The 17911-nt window shown below is 37.7% G+C and carries 16 protein-coding genes; 15 read left to right on the top strand and 1 reads right to left on the bottom strand.

The genetic code is table 11. The features are described from left to right. Nucleotides 1-59 precede the first annotated feature (59 nt). From priA to HZY91_RS01260, 8 genes are all read left to right on the top strand, one after another. Entirely contained in the window at nucleotides 60-2483 is a 2424-nt protein-coding gene (priA, locus tag HZY91_RS01295; RefSeq protein ID WP_197113937.1) for a primosomal protein N', read from the top strand. Between the two features lie 11 nt (nucleotides 2484-2494). Continuing rightward, nucleotides 2495-3487, top strand: coding sequence for a methionyl-tRNA formyltransferase (gene fmt / locus HZY91_RS01290; RefSeq protein WP_197113935.1), 993 nt, complete (start codon nucleotides 2495-2497; stop codon nucleotides 3485-3487). After that, complete coding sequence (gene rsmB, locus HZY91_RS01285; protein ID WP_197113933.1) at nucleotides 3471-4832, top strand: 16S rRNA (cytosine(967)-C(5))-methyltransferase RsmB; 1362 nt, start codon at nucleotides 3471-3473, stop codon at nucleotides 4830-4832. Before fmt ends, rsmB begins: the two co-directional genes overlap by 17 nt. A gap of 15 nt (nucleotides 4833-4847) precedes the next feature. After that, complete coding sequence (locus tag HZY91_RS01280; RefSeq protein ID WP_197113931.1) at nucleotides 4848-5609, top strand: Stp1/IreP family PP2C-type Ser/Thr phosphatase; 762 nt, start codon at nucleotides 4848-4850, stop codon at nucleotides 5607-5609. After that, on the top strand, nucleotides 5609-7600 hold the full coding sequence (gene pknB, locus HZY91_RS01275; RefSeq protein ID WP_197113929.1) for a Stk1 family PASTA domain-containing Ser/Thr kinase: 1992 nt from the start codon (nucleotides 5609-5611) through the stop codon (nucleotides 7598-7600). The genes HZY91_RS01280 and pknB overlap by 1 nt, the downstream gene beginning before the upstream one ends. Nucleotides 7601-7711: 111 nt before the next feature. Beyond that, entirely contained in the window at nucleotides 7712-8641 is a 930-nt protein-coding gene (rsgA, locus tag HZY91_RS01270) for a ribosome small subunit-dependent GTPase A (RefSeq protein ID WP_197113927.1), read from the top strand. 15 nt (nucleotides 8642-8656) lie between these two features. Then, on the top strand, nucleotides 8657-9304 hold the full coding sequence (gene rpe, locus HZY91_RS01265; protein WP_197113925.1) for a ribulose-phosphate 3-epimerase: 648 nt from the start codon (nucleotides 8657-8659) through the stop codon (nucleotides 9302-9304). Next, nucleotides 9304-9978, top strand: a complete 675-nt coding sequence (locus tag HZY91_RS01260) for a thiamine diphosphokinase (RefSeq protein WP_197113923.1) — start codon at nucleotides 9304-9306, stop codon at nucleotides 9976-9978. The genes rpe and HZY91_RS01260 overlap by 1 nt, the downstream gene beginning before the upstream one ends. Nucleotides 9979-10010: 32 nt before the next feature. Here the strand turns inward: HZY91_RS01260 and rpmB are convergent, their stop codons facing one another. Continuing rightward, on the bottom strand, nucleotides 10011-10199 hold the full coding sequence (gene rpmB / locus HZY91_RS01255) for a 50S ribosomal protein L28 (RefSeq protein ID WP_197113920.1): 189 nt from the start codon (nucleotides 10197-10199) through the stop codon (nucleotides 10011-10013). Nucleotides 10200-10404: 205 nt separating this feature from the next. On the opposite strand from rpmB, the gene HZY91_RS01250 reads away from it, so the two are divergent. From HZY91_RS01250 to HZY91_RS01220, 7 genes are all read left to right on the top strand, one after another. After that, a complete protein-coding gene (locus HZY91_RS01250; RefSeq protein ID WP_197113917.1) occupies nucleotides 10405-10761 on the top strand; it encodes an Asp23/Gls24 family envelope stress response protein in 357 nt (118 codons plus the stop codon). A gap of 21 nt (nucleotides 10762-10782) precedes the next feature. After that, the gene (locus HZY91_RS01245) at nucleotides 10783-12456 is read left to right on the top strand and encodes a DAK2 domain-containing protein (protein WP_197113914.1); all 1674 of its coding nucleotides are present in this window, start codon (nucleotides 10783-10785) and stop codon (nucleotides 12454-12456) included. A 68-nt stretch (nucleotides 12457-12524) separates the two neighbouring features. Next, nucleotides 12525-14567 carry an ATP-dependent DNA helicase RecG gene (recG, locus tag HZY91_RS01240; RefSeq protein WP_197113911.1) on the top strand — a complete coding sequence of 681 codons (2043 nt, stop codon included), beginning with the start codon at nucleotides 12525-12527 and terminating at the stop codon, nucleotides 14565-14567. Between the two features lie 15 nt (nucleotides 14568-14582). Next, nucleotides 14583-15581 (top strand): phosphate acyltransferase PlsX, encoded by a 999-nt coding sequence (gene plsX, locus HZY91_RS01235; protein ID WP_197113908.1) that lies wholly within the window; start codon nucleotides 14583-14585, stop codon nucleotides 15579-15581. A 71-nt stretch (nucleotides 15582-15652) separates the two neighbouring features. Beyond that, on the top strand, nucleotides 15653-15901 hold the full coding sequence (acpP, locus tag HZY91_RS01230) for an acyl carrier protein (RefSeq protein ID WP_197113905.1): 249 nt from the start codon (nucleotides 15653-15655) through the stop codon (nucleotides 15899-15901). Between the two features lie 36 nt (nucleotides 15902-15937). Next, nucleotides 15938-16948 carry an ABC transporter ATP-binding protein gene (locus tag HZY91_RS01225; protein WP_197113902.1) on the top strand — a complete coding sequence of 337 codons (1011 nt, stop codon included), beginning with the start codon at nucleotides 15938-15940 and terminating at the stop codon, nucleotides 16946-16948. Then, a complete protein-coding gene (locus HZY91_RS01220; RefSeq protein WP_197113899.1) occupies nucleotides 16948-17910 on the top strand; it encodes an ATP-binding cassette domain-containing protein in 963 nt (320 codons plus the stop codon). The genes HZY91_RS01225 and HZY91_RS01220 overlap by 1 nt, the downstream gene beginning before the upstream one ends. Nucleotide 17911: the final 1 nt, after the last annotated feature.

Below are 17911 nucleotides of genomic sequence, written 5' to 3'. Positions count from 1 at the left end.
ACTATGAGTCATTGGATTAATGAATGATGTCATAGTAGTTTTTTAGTTTGGAGGTTTAAATGGTAATAGAAGTAATAGTTGATATTCCAAGTGCTCAGGTTAATCGAACGTTTGATTATGGAGTTGCTGAGGAAGATCAAGCAATCATTCAACTTGGAATGCGCGTTCAAGTACCTTTTGGCAATCGAACATTGCTTGCTTTTGTCGTGAAAATTAAAGAGAAAAGTGATTATTCGGGAAAATTGAAAGAAATTACAGGTCTTTTGGATTATCAATCCTATCTAAGTGCTGAATTGGTAGAACTTTCTGAATATTTAGCGAATTATTTGCATGCTTTTCGAATTACAGTTCTTCAAGCGATGTTACCGAGTATGTTGAAAGTGAAATATGACTCGGTCGTTATTGTTTTAGATGCGGTAAAATTAGCGGCAGAATTAAATGTTGATCCTGAAAAGGTGACAAGTGATGAACTTGAACGAAATTGGTTAGAAAATCAAATCAGCCGGAATAAAATCCAACGTTTGATTAAAGAGCAATTGATTGAAATTGAGTATCGAATTTATGATCAAACAACGGTTAGAAAAGTTAAATATGTTTCTCCGTCTTATTCCGCTGAAGAACTTCAACGCATTTTGATCGAACTAGACAAAAGGAGTCATAAACAAGCTCAATTATTAACTTATCTCATCGAACAGCCTTTAGATCATGCCATCGAACTGAAAACTTTAGCAGAGCTATCGAATGTGAGTGTCGCCACTATAAAAAATGCTATCAAAAAAGGTTGGATGACACTTGAGGAAAAAGAAGAGTACCGCAAACCTTATCAAGTGAGTCACTTTGCTCAGACTGAAGCCCAAAAGTTACTCCCTATGCAAGAAGAAGCATTCAAAGAAGTTCTATTGGCTATTCAACATGAGAAGTCCCAGACCTTTCTATTGGAAGGTGTAACAGGATCTGGAAAAACCGAAGTTTACTTACAATTAATGGAAGAAACCTTAAAGAAAGGCCAAACTTCTATTTTACTGGTGCCAGAGATTTCCCTTACACCCCAGATGGTTCAACGGGTTATTGGTCGCTTTGGTCAAAGAGTGGCGGTTCTGCATTCAGGTCTAAGTATTAGCGAGAAGTATGATGAATGGAGAAGGATTATTAGAGGAGAAGCTCCCATTGTGGTGGGGGCAAGATCCTCAATCTTTGCACCGCTGAAAAATTTAGGTTTAATTATTATCGATGAAGAGCATGAAACGAGCTATAAACAAGCTGACAATCCACGCTATCATGCGCGAGATGTAGCTGTTTGGCGATCAGAACACCATTCATGTCCCTTAGTTCTGGGATCAGCGACCCCCTCACTAGAATCGAGAGCAAGAGCAGAAGTCGGTCATTACCAATTACTTAGCATGCCCGAAAGAATAAACCAACGTCCCTTACCTCCTGTGGAAATAGTAGACATGACTCAGACGGTTGTTTACCAACAACATTTAGAATTTTCTCCTTTGTTAGAAACGAAAATAAGAGAAAAAATAGCCAAGAAGGAGCAAGTCGTTCTTCTACTTAATCGCAGAGGGTATGCCTCCTATTTATTATGTCGTTCGTGCGGATATGTGCTTCAATGTCCACGTTGTGATATTTCGTTGACCTATCATAAGTTTGATCATCAAATGAAATGCCACTATTGTGATTATCAATGTACGGTTCCTCTCCATTGTCCTCAATGCGATAGTCAACATATGAGAAGTCAAGGCTTGGGAACACAAAAGGTTGCAGAAACAATTGAAGAGCTTTTTCCAGGAACACCCGTGATTCGAATGGACAATGATACTACCAAACGTAAAGGCTCCCATGCCAAATTACTCAAAGCATTTTCCGAACAAGAAGGAGCCATTCTACTAGGAACGCAAATGATTGCTAAAGGGCTTGATTACGAGAAAGTTACATTGGTGGGTGTGATTAATGCAGACACAGGTCTGAATATTCCTGACTTTAGAGCGGCTGAGCGATCTTTTCAACTACTCACTCAAGTGGCGGGGCGAACAGGGCGTGGTAAATATTCCGGTGAGGTGATTATTCAAACCTATAATCCCGATCATTACGTTATGAAGTTAGTGCAGCAACATGATTATGAGCAATTTTTTTATTATGAAATGAAACGTCGTCATATGGGCCAATATCCACCTTATTATTTTACAACTCTTATTCGTGCCAGTTCAAAAAATCGAAGTAAGGCTCAAGCAGCAATTTATCAAATCAAACAAAAACTGTTCCAAACGAGTCAGATTTCTGAGGAAGAAGTACTTATCTTGGGACCATCTGTTGCTGGAATTGAAAGGATTAATGATTATTATCAATTCCAATTAATGCTAAAATATAAAAACCGACAAGTTATTCAAAGCGATTTAAATCAAATCTTACAAGAGGCTCAAGAAACTTTAAAAGAGGGAATCTTTATTCAAATTGATCATGAGCCACAATATTTTATTTAGGAAGTGAAAATATGAAAAAGATTATCTTTATGGGGACACCTAAATTTGCTGCCACGATCTTAGAGGGTCTGATCAAGATTGTGGATTATGACATAGTGGCTGTGGTGACACAACCGGACCGTCCAGTTGGCAGGAAACGTCTCTTAACACCACCTCCTGTTAAAGAAATGGCATTAGAACATAACTTGCTTGTCCTCCAGCCTGAGCAATTGAAAGAGTCAAATGAACTGGATGAGCTGATGAAGATTGAAGCAGATATCATTGTGACAGCTGCTTATGGACAAAAGATTCCCATTGAATTATTGAATCGACCTGAGTATGGGGCAGTGAATGTTCATGCTTCGCTTTTGCCGAAATATCGTGGGGGAGCCCCCATTCATTATGCTATCTGGCAAGGGCAAGAAGAGACCGGAGTGACCATTATGCAAATGTCAGAAGAAATGGATGCAGGAGCGATTTATAAGCAAGCCCCATTACCGATTAATGATCAAGATGATGTAGGGATTCTCTTTGGAAAACTCGCAATTATGGGACGGGAACTTTTATTAGATACTTTACCTAGAATTTTTGATCATCAGCTTCAGGCTTATGATCAACCATTAGACCAAGTGACGTATGCACCAACGATAAAAAAAGAGGAAGAAGAACTAAATTGGCAAGAAACTGCTTATGAAATAGATCGACATATTCGAGCATTTAGACCATTTCCAACTACTTATACCCTTTATGAAGGGCAAAGAGTCAAGATTTGGCAAGCCTATCCCCTTCAAAGAATAGGTGAGTTAAGCTTATTGGCTGATCAAAAACCTGGCACGATTATCGGATCGGATGAGGAATCTTTCTATGTCCAATGTGGGCAAGGGACTGTTCTTAAAGTGACAGAGTATCAAGCCAGTGGTAAAAAGAGAATGCCGGTTAAAAACTTTATGAAGGGAAGCCCGATTGAACAAATGTTAGGGAATACTTTTCATTTAAAAGGAAATGATTATGAAAATAAAAAATAAAAGTAAACGATTATTAAAAAATAATCTGCGCTGGGATATGCTGATCCTTTTAGATCAGATTGATCATCATGGCGAGTACTCTAATCATGTGATTGATCAATTTATGGTTGAAAGCCCAAAAAGTTTACAAGATCGAAATTTGATTGTAAAAGTAGTCTATGGTTCTGTGCAAAGAAGAATGACTTTAGACTATTATTTGAAGGACTTGCTTGAGGATAAAACAGTAGAAGACTGGATTCAGTCTCTATTAAGGCTTTCCGTTTATCAGTTAGTCTATTTAGACCGAATCCCTGAGCATGCCGTGGTGCATGAAGCGGTTGAAATAGCAAAAATTAATGGTCATCAAGGCTTAGCAAAATTTGTCAATGCGATATTAAGGCAATTCTTACGTAAGAAATTACCGTCATTTGATCAGATAACTGATCTTTATGAAAGATTATCCATTAAATACTCGATCCAAAAATGGATGGTGGAATATTTTAGTCAATTTCTAGAACTTGAGCAATTAGAAGAATTTTTATCTAGTTTAAATAATCAATCTTACCTTTCGGCTCGTCTCACCCTCCCAAAAGAGCAGAGGGAAGAGTTGGTTCAAGCTTTAATGGAAGAAGGATTTCAAGTAGAAAAAAGTTCAGTTGCTCCAGAAGGAATTCGTTCTACAAATAGAAATTTAATTCATTCAACAGCTTTTCAACAAGGAAAATTGACCATCCAAGATGAGTCCTCTATGCTAGTTGCTCCTTTGGGCTTAATTCAAGGAGATGAAGAAGTTTTGGATGCTTGTGCAGCACCTGGAGGAAAAGCTACTCATATTGCATCTTTGTTAAGTGAGGGACATTTAACTGCTTTAGACATATCAGCAAGAAAATTAAAAATTTTAGCAGATCATGCTGAGCGAATGGGCTTATCGGATAGGATTAGCTTGAAAGCAATGGATGCTTTAAAATTTGAAGGACTTTCTCAAAAGCTTTTTGATGTGATATACTTAGATGCACCATGTTCAGGGTTAGGTTTAATGCGTCGAAAGCCTGAGATTAAATATGTAAAGACAATGGCAGATATTCAATCTTTATCCAGGATTCAAAGTGATTTATTAAATCACCTTTCAACATTGTTAAAACCTGGAGGTTATTTGATATATTCTACTTGTACCCTTAGTGTGGAAGAAAATGAAAATAAAATAGAATCATTTGTTGAGGAGCATACCCATTTTGAAGTTGATGAAATCAACCCAGAAGAAATCCTTGATGATTCACTAATTACAGATAAAGGTTATATACGGATATGGCCTCATGATCATGGGACAGATGGTTTCTTTATCTGTCGACTTAAGAAAATTCAATAATTAATGAGGTGAATTATGGATATTACAGTGCATTCAAGTATTGGTCAAAGAAGAAGTTCCAATCAAGATTATGCAGATTATTTTTATTCACAGAACCAACAAGTCCTACTTGTATTATGTGATGGAGTAGGTGGAAATTTAGCCGGAGATGTTGCAAGTCGCAAAACGACCGAGTTCATCGGACGAAAATTTGAGCAAATTGATTTAGAATTTGACCGAAAGGCGATGGAAGAATGGCTAAGAATGATTATCGAAGAGGTAAATGATTATATTCTAGCAGAATCCAATAAGGATAGTGATTATGGTGGAATGGGAACGACCTTAGTATTAGCAAGTATTGTGAATGACGAAGTGATCATTGCCCATGTCGGTGATTCAAGGGCATATGCATATAATGAAGGGAATTTAGAACAATTAACGGAAGATCATTCCCTAGTCAATGAGCTTATCAAATCTGGAGAAATCACACCAGAAGAGGGCTTACAGCATCCTCGTCGGAACGTGGTGACGCAATCGATTGGGAGTCCTAGTCGTCCAGAACCAGAAATCAATTATCTTGCAAGTGATCAAATAGAAATTTTATTACTTTGTTCGGATGGTTTAAGTAATATGATCTCGGATGAAGAAATAACTCAGATTATTCAAGAACATAAAGAAATTAAAAAAATAGGAACCGTTCTCATTGATGCTGCTAATCATGCTGGAGGACTTGACAATATTACAATTATCCTTGTGCGAAACCTGACTCATGCTGATGAGAAAGGGGGACAAGCGTAATGATAGAAATTGGAGATAAATTATCAGATCGTTATGTCTTGAACTCTTTAATTGGGCAAGGAGGAATGGCTAATGTTTTCCTTGCCCATGATTTAATCTTAGATCGGAAAGTGGCAGTCAAAGTTTTACGTTATGACTTCCAAGAGAATCAAGATGCAATCAAGAGATTTCAAAGGGAAGCTATCTCAGCTAGCCAGCTTCTTCATCCTAACATTGTAGAAGTTTATGATGTGGATGAGCATGAAAATCAACAGTATATCGTAATGGAATATGTTGAGGGACAGGACTTAAAATCTTTTATTAAAGAAAATGCCCCGGTTTCATTAGAATTAGTCGTTGCGATCATGTGTCAAATTGTGGCTGGAATTGGAGTTGCTCACCGTAACCGAATTATTCATCGAGATATAAAGCCTCAGAATGTCATGATTACAAAAGATAATATTGTTAAAATTACCGACTTCGGTATTGCCGTTGCCTTGTCTGATACGTCGATTACTCAGACTAATACCCTGCTAGGTTCCGTTCATTATTTGTCACCAGAACAGGCTCGCGGATCTAGTGCGGCGACTAAATCTGATATCTATGCAATGGGTGTTGTACTATATGAATTAATTACAGGAAAGGTTCCACATGATGGAGAATCAGCCGTTTCAATCGCTTTGAAGCATTTCCAAGAGCCCTTTCCAAGAATTCGTGAAAAATTGGACTATGTTCCCCAAAGTCTTGAAAATGTCGTTTTACGTGCCACTGCTAAACAACCACAGGATCGCTATAAATCAGCGCAAGATATGTTCAATGATCTATCAACTTGTCTAAGTAGTAACCGTATCAATGAACAGACTTTTAATCCTAAGAGTCAAGGAGACGAATCAGAGCAATTTAGTTCTATTCAACCCTTATCACAAGCAGAAAAAATCTTAGCAGAACAAGTTGAGGCACCCGAGCCCTTAAATGAAGAGTTATATCCTAGTTTTGATCAGCCAAATAAAGTTAAATTCCCTAGCCGGGGTCGAATTATGAGGATTTTATTCTTCTCCTTAATCTCAATCCTTTTAGGATTAGCGATCTTTTTTGCTTATCAATTCATTACGGGCAGTGTGAATGTCCCAGATTTAGCTGAGATGGATCAATCTCAAGCTGAAAAAGTTTTGTCAGAGAATGATCTGTCGATTGGTAAAACAGAGGTTGTTTTTGATGAATCAATTCCTCGTGGACAAATTATTGAAACAGATCCAAAAGCGGGAGAACGCGTGGATCGAAATAGTTCTGTTCAGCTGAAGTTAAGTGATGGCAAGCCACGAGTTAAGATAGGTGATTACGTTGACAAAGAATATGAACCCGTTAGGCGAGATCTGATTGATGCAGGTTTCATTGTGGACCTTCGTTATCTAGCTTCTAGTCAGGAAGAATCGGGCAAAATTCTCGAACAAAATCTTGAACCAGGGGAAGAAGTTGTCCCTGAAGATACGACGATTACGCTTGTTATTGGTTCCTACGTAGAAGATACGACCATGCAGGATTTTTATAATCTTTCAATTGAAATGGTGCACAAGTTTGCCGATACTTATGGCTTATACGTAGAAGAAACCTATGAATACCATTCCTTCATACCAGAAGGACAAATCATTGAGCAAGAACCTCTTTCGGGTTCACCTATTATCAATGGGGATACCATTAAAGTGACCGTCTCACAAGGAAAAGAGGAAACAGACGTCGTAGCAGCAATCGAAACGGTTTATCTTGAATATGTTCCTAAATATGCTGAAAATGACTTTGATGAAGAGAAACCTTTGCCAAACTTAATTCAAGTTCAAATTGGGGATGAACGTAATAATATTAATGAAGTTGCCAGAGAATTTGAGATCACAGAATCTGAGGAATTACAGTTAACCCTTTATATTCCAACAGATGGAACCGGACAATATCGGATCCTTCGTGATGGCGAGGTTATAGCTGAAAGTTCAGAAGTTTATCCCGCAACGGAAGAATAAAAAAAAGAAAGCACATAGAGACTGGTTGATCATTAGATTCTATGTGCTTTTATTGTTTGAAATGATATGCTTAGAGAGAAGGAGTCAGAAAGAGAATAAAAGGAGGGACATATGTCAGATAATAAACAAGAATATACTGTATTAACGGGAATTATCTATCAATCCATAAGTGGTTTCTACTATGTTTGGAGCGAGAATCATTCTTATGCTACTAAACCAAGAGGAAATTTTCGTCATTTGCAAATGAAGCCCTTAGTAGGAGACTATGTTAAATTTGAATTAGATGAAGAAGACTCTCAATCGATTGGGCGATTAATTGAAATTTTACCCAGACAGAATGAACTAAAGCGACCAAATGTGGCCAATGTTGATTATGCCTTAGTGGTAACTTCTTTGACTGAGCCAGAATTTTCTTATAATTTATTAGATTATTTTCTAGTTTCGGTGGAGTCTCATCAGATCGAACCTCTCATTGTTCTCAGTAAATATGACTTACTTTGTCAGCAGTTAGGAAATCAGAAGGCGCAAGAGAGATTAGAAGAAATTAAGGCTCTCTACCATTCGATTGGTTATCAAGTCTATGAAATTGATCAGAGTTCAGATCGCTTGGATACACTTAAGAATGCTATTACTGAAGGGACCTATGTCGTAATGGGGCAATCTGGTGTAGGTAAATCAACATTGCTCAACCAATTAATTCCGACCGCCTTGATTAATACAGCAGAAATTAGTGACTCACTTAATCGTGGGAAACATACGACCCGTGAAGTCACTTTATATCGGTACCATGAAGGTCTATTAGCTGATACACCAGGTTTTTCATCAGTTGATTTTGACCAAATCCAAAATGAAGAACTTGCGAATGCTTTTCCTGAGATTAGAGAGGCCAGTTATAATTGTCGTTTTCGGTCATGTATGCATGTCAATGAACCTCATTGCCAAGTAAAAAAAGAAGTAGATAACGGAAACATTGCCTTGTCTCGTTATCGTAATTATCTTCAAATTTTCGAAAAAATTGAACAAAGAAAACCAAAATATTAATAAAGGAGAATCATTATGAAAATTGCCCCATCGATGTTGAGTGCGGATTTTAATCGTTTAGCTGAAGATATTCGGATCGTAGAAGAAGGAGGAGCAGATTATTTACATCTGGATTTAATGGATGGACAATTTGTTCCTAATATTTCATATGGACCTATGATTTATGCTGGGCTACGTTCTCAAAGTCAATTAGTCTTTGATTGCCATATGATGGTGACTGAACCAGAGCGATATTTTGAGATGGTTGTGAAGGCGGGTGCAGATATTATAACAATTCATGTGGAATCAACCTTGCATATTCATTCTGCTATTCAGAAAATAAAAGAATTGGGTTGTAAAGCTGGGCTTGCAGTCAATCCTGGTACCTCAGTGGATACAATGATTCCACTTTTAGATATGATCGATTTGGCTCTTGTAATGAGTGTCAATCCTGGTTTTGGAGGACAGAAATTTATTCATTCTAGTCTTGATAAAATAAAACAATTAGCCGATTGGCGTCAAACAAATTCATCCTATCATTATGAAATCGAAGTGGATGGGGGCGTCAATGAGGAAACGGGTCAACTCTGTCTAGAAGCAGGGGCCGATGTACTTGTAGCGGGCTCTTATATCTTTAAACAAGCAGATCGAAAGGCAGCAATTGCCTCGTTAAGAGGAAAGTAATGGAAGTAATGATTATTTGTGGGGGAGCTCAGCCTCCTTATAAGCAAAAAATTTCAGCCTTAAAAGAACTTGATGATGCTTCTGTGTTAATCGGTGTGGATCGGGGCGCTTTATATTTAGTGGATCAAGGTTTTCAACTTGACCATGCAGTAGGCGATTTTGACTCAGTAGATGAGCAGGAATTATTAAGAATACGAGAAAACGCTAGCTATTTTTATCAAACTTCTCCAATTAAAGATGATACGGATATGGAATTAGCTTTATCAGTGGCCCTATCAATAGAGAGTAGTCAGGAAGTTGAATATTTTATTTTTGGAGGGACGGCAAGTGATGGACGTCTGGATCATCTCGTGGCTAATTTATGGATGATTCATCAGCCCAGATATCAAAGTTTAGTGAATCGATTAACTTTTTTTGATCGAGATCGCTTGATTAGAATTTTAGGGCCAGGCCAGCATCTGTTAGAGAATCAAAATGATTGTGTTTATCTTTCGATTATCTCAGCAACACCGGTTAAAGCGCTTGAAATTGTAGGGGCGAAGTATGAACTATCTGCTACAGACTTTGCTTATCCACGTGCTTTAATTAGTAATGAATTTGTGTCTCATAATCATGAGGTACAACTTTCGTTTAAAGAGGGAATTGTCTTTGTTATTTTGGAAAAGAATAAATAAATAAAAAAACGTCAGCCTGGCTGACGTTTTTTTTAAGCGCGTTCTACTTTACCTGATTTTAAGGCACGAGCAGATACCCAAACTTTTTTAGGCTTTCCATCGATCATTACGCGTACTTTTTGTAAGTTTGCACCAAAACGACGTTTTGATTTATGCATTGAGTGAGAACGAGCGTTTCCTGAAACAGCTTTGCGTCCTGAAAAATAACATTCTTTAGCCATATTTTTGCCTCCTTTTCCTTGTAGTAAGTTATAATACTACATTTCATACCAAACTAATTTATCATAATTAGCTATTTGAATCAAGAGAATTTTATGAAGTTCAACTATTGACAGGATGTCTAACAAATCGAATAATAAATAATATAGATGCCTAATTTGGCATTTTATGCTAAACTATTAAAGATACTAAGAAGGAGGAGTCACTATGGCAATTAATATCCAAACGCCTAATGGCGAGATTACCTTAACTAATGAAGTGATTGCAACTATTGTTGGGGCAGCCGTTACGGATAATTATGGTGTGGTGGGAATGGTGAGTAAACACTTTTTCCGAGACAATCTTACAGAAATTCTAAAAAAAGAGAACTACTCCAAGGGTGTACTCATTTCTCAAGATGGGGATAATGTCACTGTTGATATTCATATTGTTGTATCTTATGGCACTAAAATTTCAGTGATTTGCCAGAATATTCAGCAAGCCGTAAAATATAATGTTGAGCAATTATTAGGGTTTGAATTATCATTTGTAAATGTTCATGTACAAGGAGTAACAATCGATTAAGATTGTGTTAGGAGGCAAAGAGTGGAACTTAAAATAATGAAGTCATCTGAATTTAAACAGATGTTTAATGCGGGAGCAGAGCGTTTAGCTGCTAATGTTGATTTAGTCAATTCTTTAAATGTGTTTCCTGTGCCTGATGGGGACACTGGGACAAATATGAATATGTCGTTCCAATCAGGCGTTGAGAAAATGCGATCTAATTCGAGCCTGCATGTGGGTGAGTTAGCAGGATCGGTTGCGAAAGGTCTTTTAATGGGAGCAAGGGGGAATTCTGGTGTAATCCTCTCTCAAATTTTCCGAGGTTTTTCTCAAGCCATTAAAGATGAAGAAAATTTAGATGGTACTGCTTTTGCTCAAGCCTTCATGGGCGGGGTAGAGTCAGCTTATAAAGCGGTCATGAAACCAGTTGAAGGAACGATCCTTACAGTAGCTAGAGAGTCCGCTATCCGAGGAGAAAAGAAAGCACAAAAAACGGATGATATCATCGAGATCATGCGCTCTATCGTGAGAGGTGCTCAAGAGTCTTTAGACAAAACTCCTGATTTACTGCCAGTATTGAAACAAGTGGGAGTAGTGGATTCTGGTGGAAAAGGTTTACTATGTATTTATGAAGGCTTTTTGGCTGCTTTAACGGGTGAAGTGATTGAAGATGAGAAAGACACTTCAAACGACTCACAACATGCCCATGCAATTTTTGATGAAATGAATGAACACCCTATGTCAATGGAGGACATTACTTTCGGTTTCTGTACTGAAATTATGGTACGTATTGGCCAAGGAGAGGGACTTAAAAAGACCTTTGATTATGAAGAATTTCGTCATACTTTGGATCAAAAAGGGGATTCTCTATTAGTAGTGGCAGATGATGAAATTGTCAAAGTTCACATTCATACTGAAAATCCAGGTGAAATTATGCAACTGGGCCAAGAGTTTGGTGAATTGATCAAAATTAAAGTTGATAATATGCGAGAGCAAGTACGAGCTCTTGAGGGACAAGAAGAAGCGATTCAGTCTAAACAGGCAAAGAGTCATCATACGAAGGAGTATGCTATTATTGGGGTAGCTTCTGGTCAAGGACTGATTGAATTGTTTGAGTCAATCGGGGTTGACTATGTGATTGCGGGGGGACAGACAATGAATCCTTCCACTGAAGACTTTATAAAAGCGATTGAAACAGTTAATGCTCATAATATTATTCTTCTGCCAAATAACAAAAATATTGTGATGGCTGCCGAACAAGCTGCTGAAGTAAGTGAGGTTCCAACTAAAGTTGTTCCTACTCGTTCTATCAACCAAGGAATTGCTGCAATGTTAATGTTTAATCCGGAACAGAATATTGACGAGAATCAAATCGCTATGACAGAATATATTGCTACGGTGTCTTCAGGCCAAATTACTCATGCCATTCGAGATACTGAAATTGATGGCTTAACCATTAAAGAAAATGATTTTATGGGAATTTTAGATGGAGATATTGTGTATGCAGATCCAAGTCTTGAAACGGTCCTTTCAGATCTCATCAAACGAATGTTAGAAGATGATTCAGAACTTGTAACCATCATTATCGGTGAAAATGGTGAGGAAGAAGTAGCGAATTCAGTTGCTGAAGCACTAAGCTTAGAAAACTCTGATCTTGAATTTGAATTTATTCAGGGAGATCAACCGGTTTATAATTATTTTGTAACGGTTGACTAGTCTGAATGATACGATAATTCACCACTATTATTAGTGGTGAATTATTTTATAATTAAGGAGGTGAGAGCTTGAGTCACACACAAGATTGGAATGCAACGATTAATCATTTGAAAGGCGTCGGACCCAAAACAGCCACTTTATTTCAAAGTATAGGAATCTACACGATTAGAGATCTGATGTTTCATTTTCCTTTTCGCTTTGAAGACTTACAAGCTCGAGAACTTAATTCACTATTGGATCAAGAGAAAGTGGCCTTGGTTGGCAAAGTGATTACGGACCCAACTGTTTCCTATTTTGGTAGAAAAAAAAGTCGTTTGTCTTTTAAAATGGCAGTTGATTCCTATCATATTATTCAAGTGACATTCTTTAACCAGCCCTATTTAAAAAAACACATCCAAGCGGGTCAAATGCGAGCGATTTATGGCAAGTGGCAAGAAGCATCGCAACAGTTAATGGGGACTAAATTAATTAATCAGACAGCGGGGGAAGATTTCTCCCCCATTTATCGTAGTACGCAATCTTTAAAGCAAGGGCAAATCGTTAAGGCGATTCATCAAGCCTTTGAAGACTACAGCGCTTCAATTGAAGAAATAATTCCTAATTATTTGAATCAAAGATTTCATCTAATACCGTTACAACAAGCTTTAAAAGCCATGCACTTCCCATCAAATTCTGAAGAGCAAGAAGCAGCTAAAAAGAAAATTATTTTCCAAGATTTTTTCCTCTATCAATGGAAGTTACAATCCGCTCGTTATCAACGTCAGCATCTTAGGGGGCAAAAGATTGATTACCCTGTAGACGAGCTACGTCAAGCGATTAAAATTATTCCTTTTGAGCTAACGGCTGCACAGAAGAAAGCTGTGAATGAGATTTGTGTTGATTTGTTGTCCACTTATCCGATGAAACGTTTACTACAAGGAGATGTGGGAAGCGGTAAAACTCTAGTTGCTTTTATTACCATGTTAGCTGTGGTTCAAGCTGGCTTTCAAACAGCTTTAATGGTTCCAACTGAAATTTTAGCTCAACAGCATTATCAATCTTTTAATCGTTATTTTGAAGCAGTAGGCTTTCATGCCGAACTTTTAACCTCTGATATGAATCGGGAGCTCAAAAAAACTACAATTGAAGGATTAGCAAGTGGTCGTATTCGGATTGTAATAGGGACTCATGCTCTCATCCAGGATTATGTCAAGTTCAAGAACTTAGCTTATATTGTGATTGATGAGCAGCATCGGTTTGGCGTAGGGCAGCGGCAAGAATTGTTAGAAAAAGCTAATGCTAACCATTTAGCTAATATTTTACAAATGACTGCAACGCCGATCCCAAGAAGTCTAGCACAGACACTGTATGCCGATATGTCAGTTTCTACTATTGATGAACTGCCGGGTGGGCGTCAAGCCATTTCGACAGTTGCCGTTAAAGAAGATGAAATTGATCATGTATATGATCGAATTGAGAAAGAAATCAGTCTGGGTCATCAAGTATATTATGTGCTTCCGCTTATCGAAGCATCAGAGTACCTCGGCGAAGTCGAAAATGTGCAAAATATTGTTTCAGTTCTGAGTAAAAAATTTCCAGCCGTTCAGGTGGCTCCTTTGCACGGGCAAATGAATAAAGAAGAACAAAAAATAGTCATGGAGCAATTCAAAGAGCAGCAAATTCAGATTTTAGTAGCGACCACGATGGTGGAAGTGGGAGTGGACGTTCCCAATGCAACCGTTATGGTGATCCAATCAGCAGAACGATTTGGGCTTGCTCAATTACACCAATTACGGGGGCGAGTCGGACGGAGTCATTTAGCTTCTTATTGTTTTTTGATTGCTAATCCCACGACCCAGCAGGGAAAAGAACGGATTGAACAAATGGTTAAAAGTCAAAATGGTTTTGACTTGTCAGAAGCAGATTTAAAAATTCGAGGAATGGGTGACTTGTTAGGAAGAAGCCAGAGTGGTATCCCAATGTTTCAAGTAGGAAATCCACTTGAATTCCCGGAGATTATGCAAGCGGCTTATCAAGCGGTTCAAGAAATATTTACTCAAAAAAATATAATAACAAATGAAGAAAGACAAAAATTAATCGAATATGCTGAAAAGCAGCCAATTGAAGTTTAAATGAGGAGGAATAATATGATTAAACTAGCAATAGATGCTATGGGTGGCGACAATGCTCCCCAATCAGTTGTGGAAGGGGTTAATAAGGCTCTTCAAGAATTTGAAGATCTAGAAATCCATTTATTCGGAGATACAGAGGCAATTAAAACTTATTTAAAAGATAATGACCGCGTAAAAATAACTGAAACAACCGAAATCATTACCGGCGAAGATGAACCTGTTAAAGCCATACGCTCTAAAAAAGATTCCTCAATGGTAGTGGCGGCGCGTTCCGTAAGAGAAGGAAAGACGGATGTCTTGTTGTCTGCAGGTAACACTGGGGCCCTTTTAAGTGCGGGGCTTTTAATCGTCGGCCGAATTAAAGGAATTGACCGACCAGGTTTAATGCCAATTATTCCAACTGTTAATCCGGATTCTCCCCAATTTATTTTAATGGATGCAGGAGCAAATGCAGATTCTAAAGCAATTCAACTTCACCAACATGCCATCCTTGCGAATTATTATGCTCAGAATGTTTTGGGGATTCAAAAACCTCGAATCGGTTTACTTAATAATGGAACTGAAGAAGGCAAGGGTGATGATTTGCGTAAAGAAGCATTCGACTTATTAAACAATGATCCCTCGATCCACTTTATTGGCAATGTAGAAGCCAAAGAATTATTAACAGGCTCTCTGGATATTGCAATCACTGATGGTTTTACTGGAAATGCCATCCTAAAAACGTTAGAAGGAACGGCAAAAAATATTTTTAAAGTTTTAAAAGATTCTCTCATGAATTCTGGGGTTAAGACTAAATTAGGGGCTCTTTTGGTTAAATCTTCTTTGAAAAGTATGGCAGAGAAATTTGATGATACTAAACAGGGAGGAGCGGTGCTTCTCGGGGTAAAACACCCTGTTATTAAAGCACATGGTTCTTCAGATTCAGAAGCAATTTATAATGCGATTCGCCAGGCAAGACAAATTGTCGATTCAAAAGCAGTCGAAAAAATGAAAGAATATTTTAATCAAGATTAAAATAATGATAGACACATTAGAATTTTATAGGTAAAATCAAAGTAATGTTAATATATGAAGGAGGTAATAAAATGTCCAATAAACAGGAAATATTTGAAAATGTAAAAACTTTAATCGTAGACCGTTTTGGAGTGGCTGAAGATTCCGTAACAGAAGAAATGACTTTTGAAGATCTAGGTGCAGATTCACTCGATATTGTTGAATTTGTGATGGAGTTAGAAGACCAATATAGCATTGAATTCGAAGATGAAAAAATCGAAAAATTAAATAATATTAAAGATGCTGTCGATTATATTGACCAATTAAAAAACAATCAATAATCGTATGACATCAATTATTTAATTAGGAGGATTAGAATGGATTCGAAGAATGTTTTATTAGAAGTAAAAGACCTACACACTGGTTTCCGGATCAAGGATAACTACTTTGATGCGGTGGACGGTGTTTCTTTTACCTTATCAAGGAATGAAAAATTAGCAATCGTCGGGGAATCAGGTTGTGGTAAATCGACACTTGCGACGGCTATTATTGGCCTACATAATCGTAAAAACACCAAAATTACGGGCGAAATTATCTATAATGATGATAATTTAGTAGAATATAGCGAAGTAGATTATAACAAAATTCGTGGTAATGACATTGGAATGATCTTTCAAGATCCTTTAGCTTCATTGAACCCTTTAATGACGATAGGAGCTCAAATCGAAGAAGCCCTATATTATCATACTAAATTAAACAAGGAGCAAAGGAAGCATCGAGTGATTGAGTTGCTCGATCAAGTAGGAATTACTTATCCAGAAAGAATGGCTAAGCAATATCCACATGAGTTATCAGGAGGAATGAGACAGCGGGTGATTATTGCCATTGCTTTATCTTGTAAACCGCCGATTATCATTGCGGATGAACCGACAACCGCTCTAGATGTCACCATACAAGCGCAAATTTTAGACTTATTAAATGAAATTCAAGATGAAACCGAATCAGGTATTATTTTAATTACACATGATTTAGGAGTCGTAGCAGAAACGGCCGATCGAGTAGCGGTGATGTATGCAGGCCAGTTTGTTGAGATCGGACCTGTTCAGGAGATTTTTAATAACCCTAAACATCCTTATACACGTTCATTATTGAAGTCGATTCCTCAATCAAATGATGTAGTAGATGAAGAAGGAGAACTTCATGTTATTCAAGGTGTGGTTCCGCCTCTTACTCGCTTACCTCGACAGGGTTGTCGTTTTAAAGAACGGATCCCTTGGATTGATGAGTCTGCTCATGAGACGAATCCGCAATTGCATGAAGTGGGGCCGGATCATTTCGTTCGTTGTACCTGTCACGAACATTTCTTTTTCCCAGAGGAGGTTGAATAATGTCTGAATTCTTAACGATTGAAAATTTAAAAGTACACTATCCCATTCGTTCAGGGTTCTTCAACCGAATAACTGATCATGTTTATGCTGTGGATGGAGTCAATCTGAGCTTTGAATCTGGCAAAACTTATGGATTGGTAGGAGAATCAGGATCTGGTAAATCAACGATTGGTAAGGCAATTATTGGTTTAGAAAAGTTGACTGAAGGAAGAATCATCTATGAAGGACAAGATGTTTCGAATTCTGCGACAAGCCGTCGTTCTGAGTATCGTCGGAATGTTCAAATGATTTTTCAAGATTCTCTATCATCATTTAACCCTAAGAAACGAATCATCGATATTTTGGCAGAGCCAATGCGGAACTTTAGTAATATGACTTCTGATGAGGAAAAACGCAAATCGATTGAATTACTAGAAATTGTAGGTTTAACCGAAGAGGCCCTGCATAAATATCCACACGAGTTTTCAGGTGGACAGAGACAAAGAATCGGAGTAGCGCGAGCGGTGGCACTTAATCCAAAATTGGTGATTGCTGATGAGCCGGTTTCTGCTTTGGACTTATCTGTTCAAGCTCAAGTCCTAAACTTTATGCAACGAATTCAAGATGAATTTGGTGTTTCTTATTTATTTATTTCGCATGATTTAGGTGTTGTAAAGCATATGTCCGATGAGATTGCTATTATGTATCATGGTCGTTTCACAGAGTATGGAACGAATCAAGAAATTTATTCTAATCCTTTACATATTTATACGCGGCGTCTGCTTTCTGCAATTCCACAGGTTGATCCGAATAATCGTGAACAGAATAAGATTAATCGCTTACGTGTTGAAAAAGAATACCGTGAAGAAGCTAGCCAATATTTTGATGGTGAGGGTAAAGTATATGATCTTCAAAAAGTGAATGAAGATCATTATGTCGCTTTAAAAGATATTCCAACACCTGTTGAAGGAGGTATTCGATAAA

This window comes from Facklamia lactis (genome assembly GCF_015863205.1).
GTDB classification, from domain to species: Bacteria; Bacillota; Bacilli; order Lactobacillales; family Aerococcaceae; genus Facklamia; species Facklamia lactis.
This window is presented reverse-complemented; position numbering and strand designations above follow the sequence as displayed.

What these genes read in the sequence shown, in the direction of transcription:
- priA (WP_197113937.1), top strand. Translation starts at nt 60, where the DNA reads ATGGTAATAGAAGTAATAGTTGATATTCCAAGTGCTCAGGTTAATCGA.
- fmt (WP_197113935.1), top strand. Translation starts at nt 2,495, where the DNA reads ATGAAAAAGATTATCTTTATGGGGACACCTAAATTTGCTGCCACGATC.
- rsmB (WP_197113933.1), top strand. Translation starts at nt 3,471, where the DNA reads ATGAAAATAAAAAATAAAAGTAAACGATTATTAAAAAATAATCTGCGC.
- HZY91_RS01280 (WP_197113931.1), top strand. Translation starts at nt 4,848, where the DNA reads ATGGATATTACAGTGCATTCAAGTATTGGTCAAAGAAGAAGTTCCAAT.
- pknB (WP_197113929.1), top strand. Translation starts at nt 5,609, where the DNA reads ATGATAGAAATTGGAGATAAATTATCAGATCGTTATGTCTTGAACTCT.
- rsgA (WP_197113927.1), top strand. Translation starts at nt 7,712, where the DNA reads ATGTCAGATAATAAACAAGAATATACTGTATTAACGGGAATTATCTAT.
- rpe (WP_197113925.1), top strand. Translation starts at nt 8,657, where the DNA reads ATGAAAATTGCCCCATCGATGTTGAGTGCGGATTTTAATCGTTTAGCT.
- HZY91_RS01260 (WP_197113923.1), top strand. Translation starts at nt 9,304, where the DNA reads ATGGAAGTAATGATTATTTGTGGGGGAGCTCAGCCTCCTTATAAGCAA.
- rpmB (WP_197113920.1), bottom strand. Translation starts at nt 10,199, where the DNA reads ATGGCTAAAGAATGTTATTTTTCAGGACGCAAAGCTGTTTCAGGAAAC.
- HZY91_RS01250 (WP_197113917.1), top strand. Translation starts at nt 10,405, where the DNA reads ATGGCAATTAATATCCAAACGCCTAATGGCGAGATTACCTTAACTAAT.
- plsX (WP_197113908.1), top strand. Translation starts at nt 14,583, where the DNA reads ATGATTAAACTAGCAATAGATGCTATGGGTGGCGACAATGCTCCCCAA.
- acpP (WP_197113905.1), top strand. Translation starts at nt 15,653, where the DNA reads ATGTCCAATAAACAGGAAATATTTGAAAATGTAAAAACTTTAATCGTA.
- HZY91_RS01225 (WP_197113902.1), top strand. Translation starts at nt 15,938, where the DNA reads ATGGATTCGAAGAATGTTTTATTAGAAGTAAAAGACCTACACACTGGT.
- HZY91_RS01220 (WP_197113899.1), top strand. Translation starts at nt 16,948, where the DNA reads ATGTCTGAATTCTTAACGATTGAAAATTTAAAAGTACACTATCCCATT.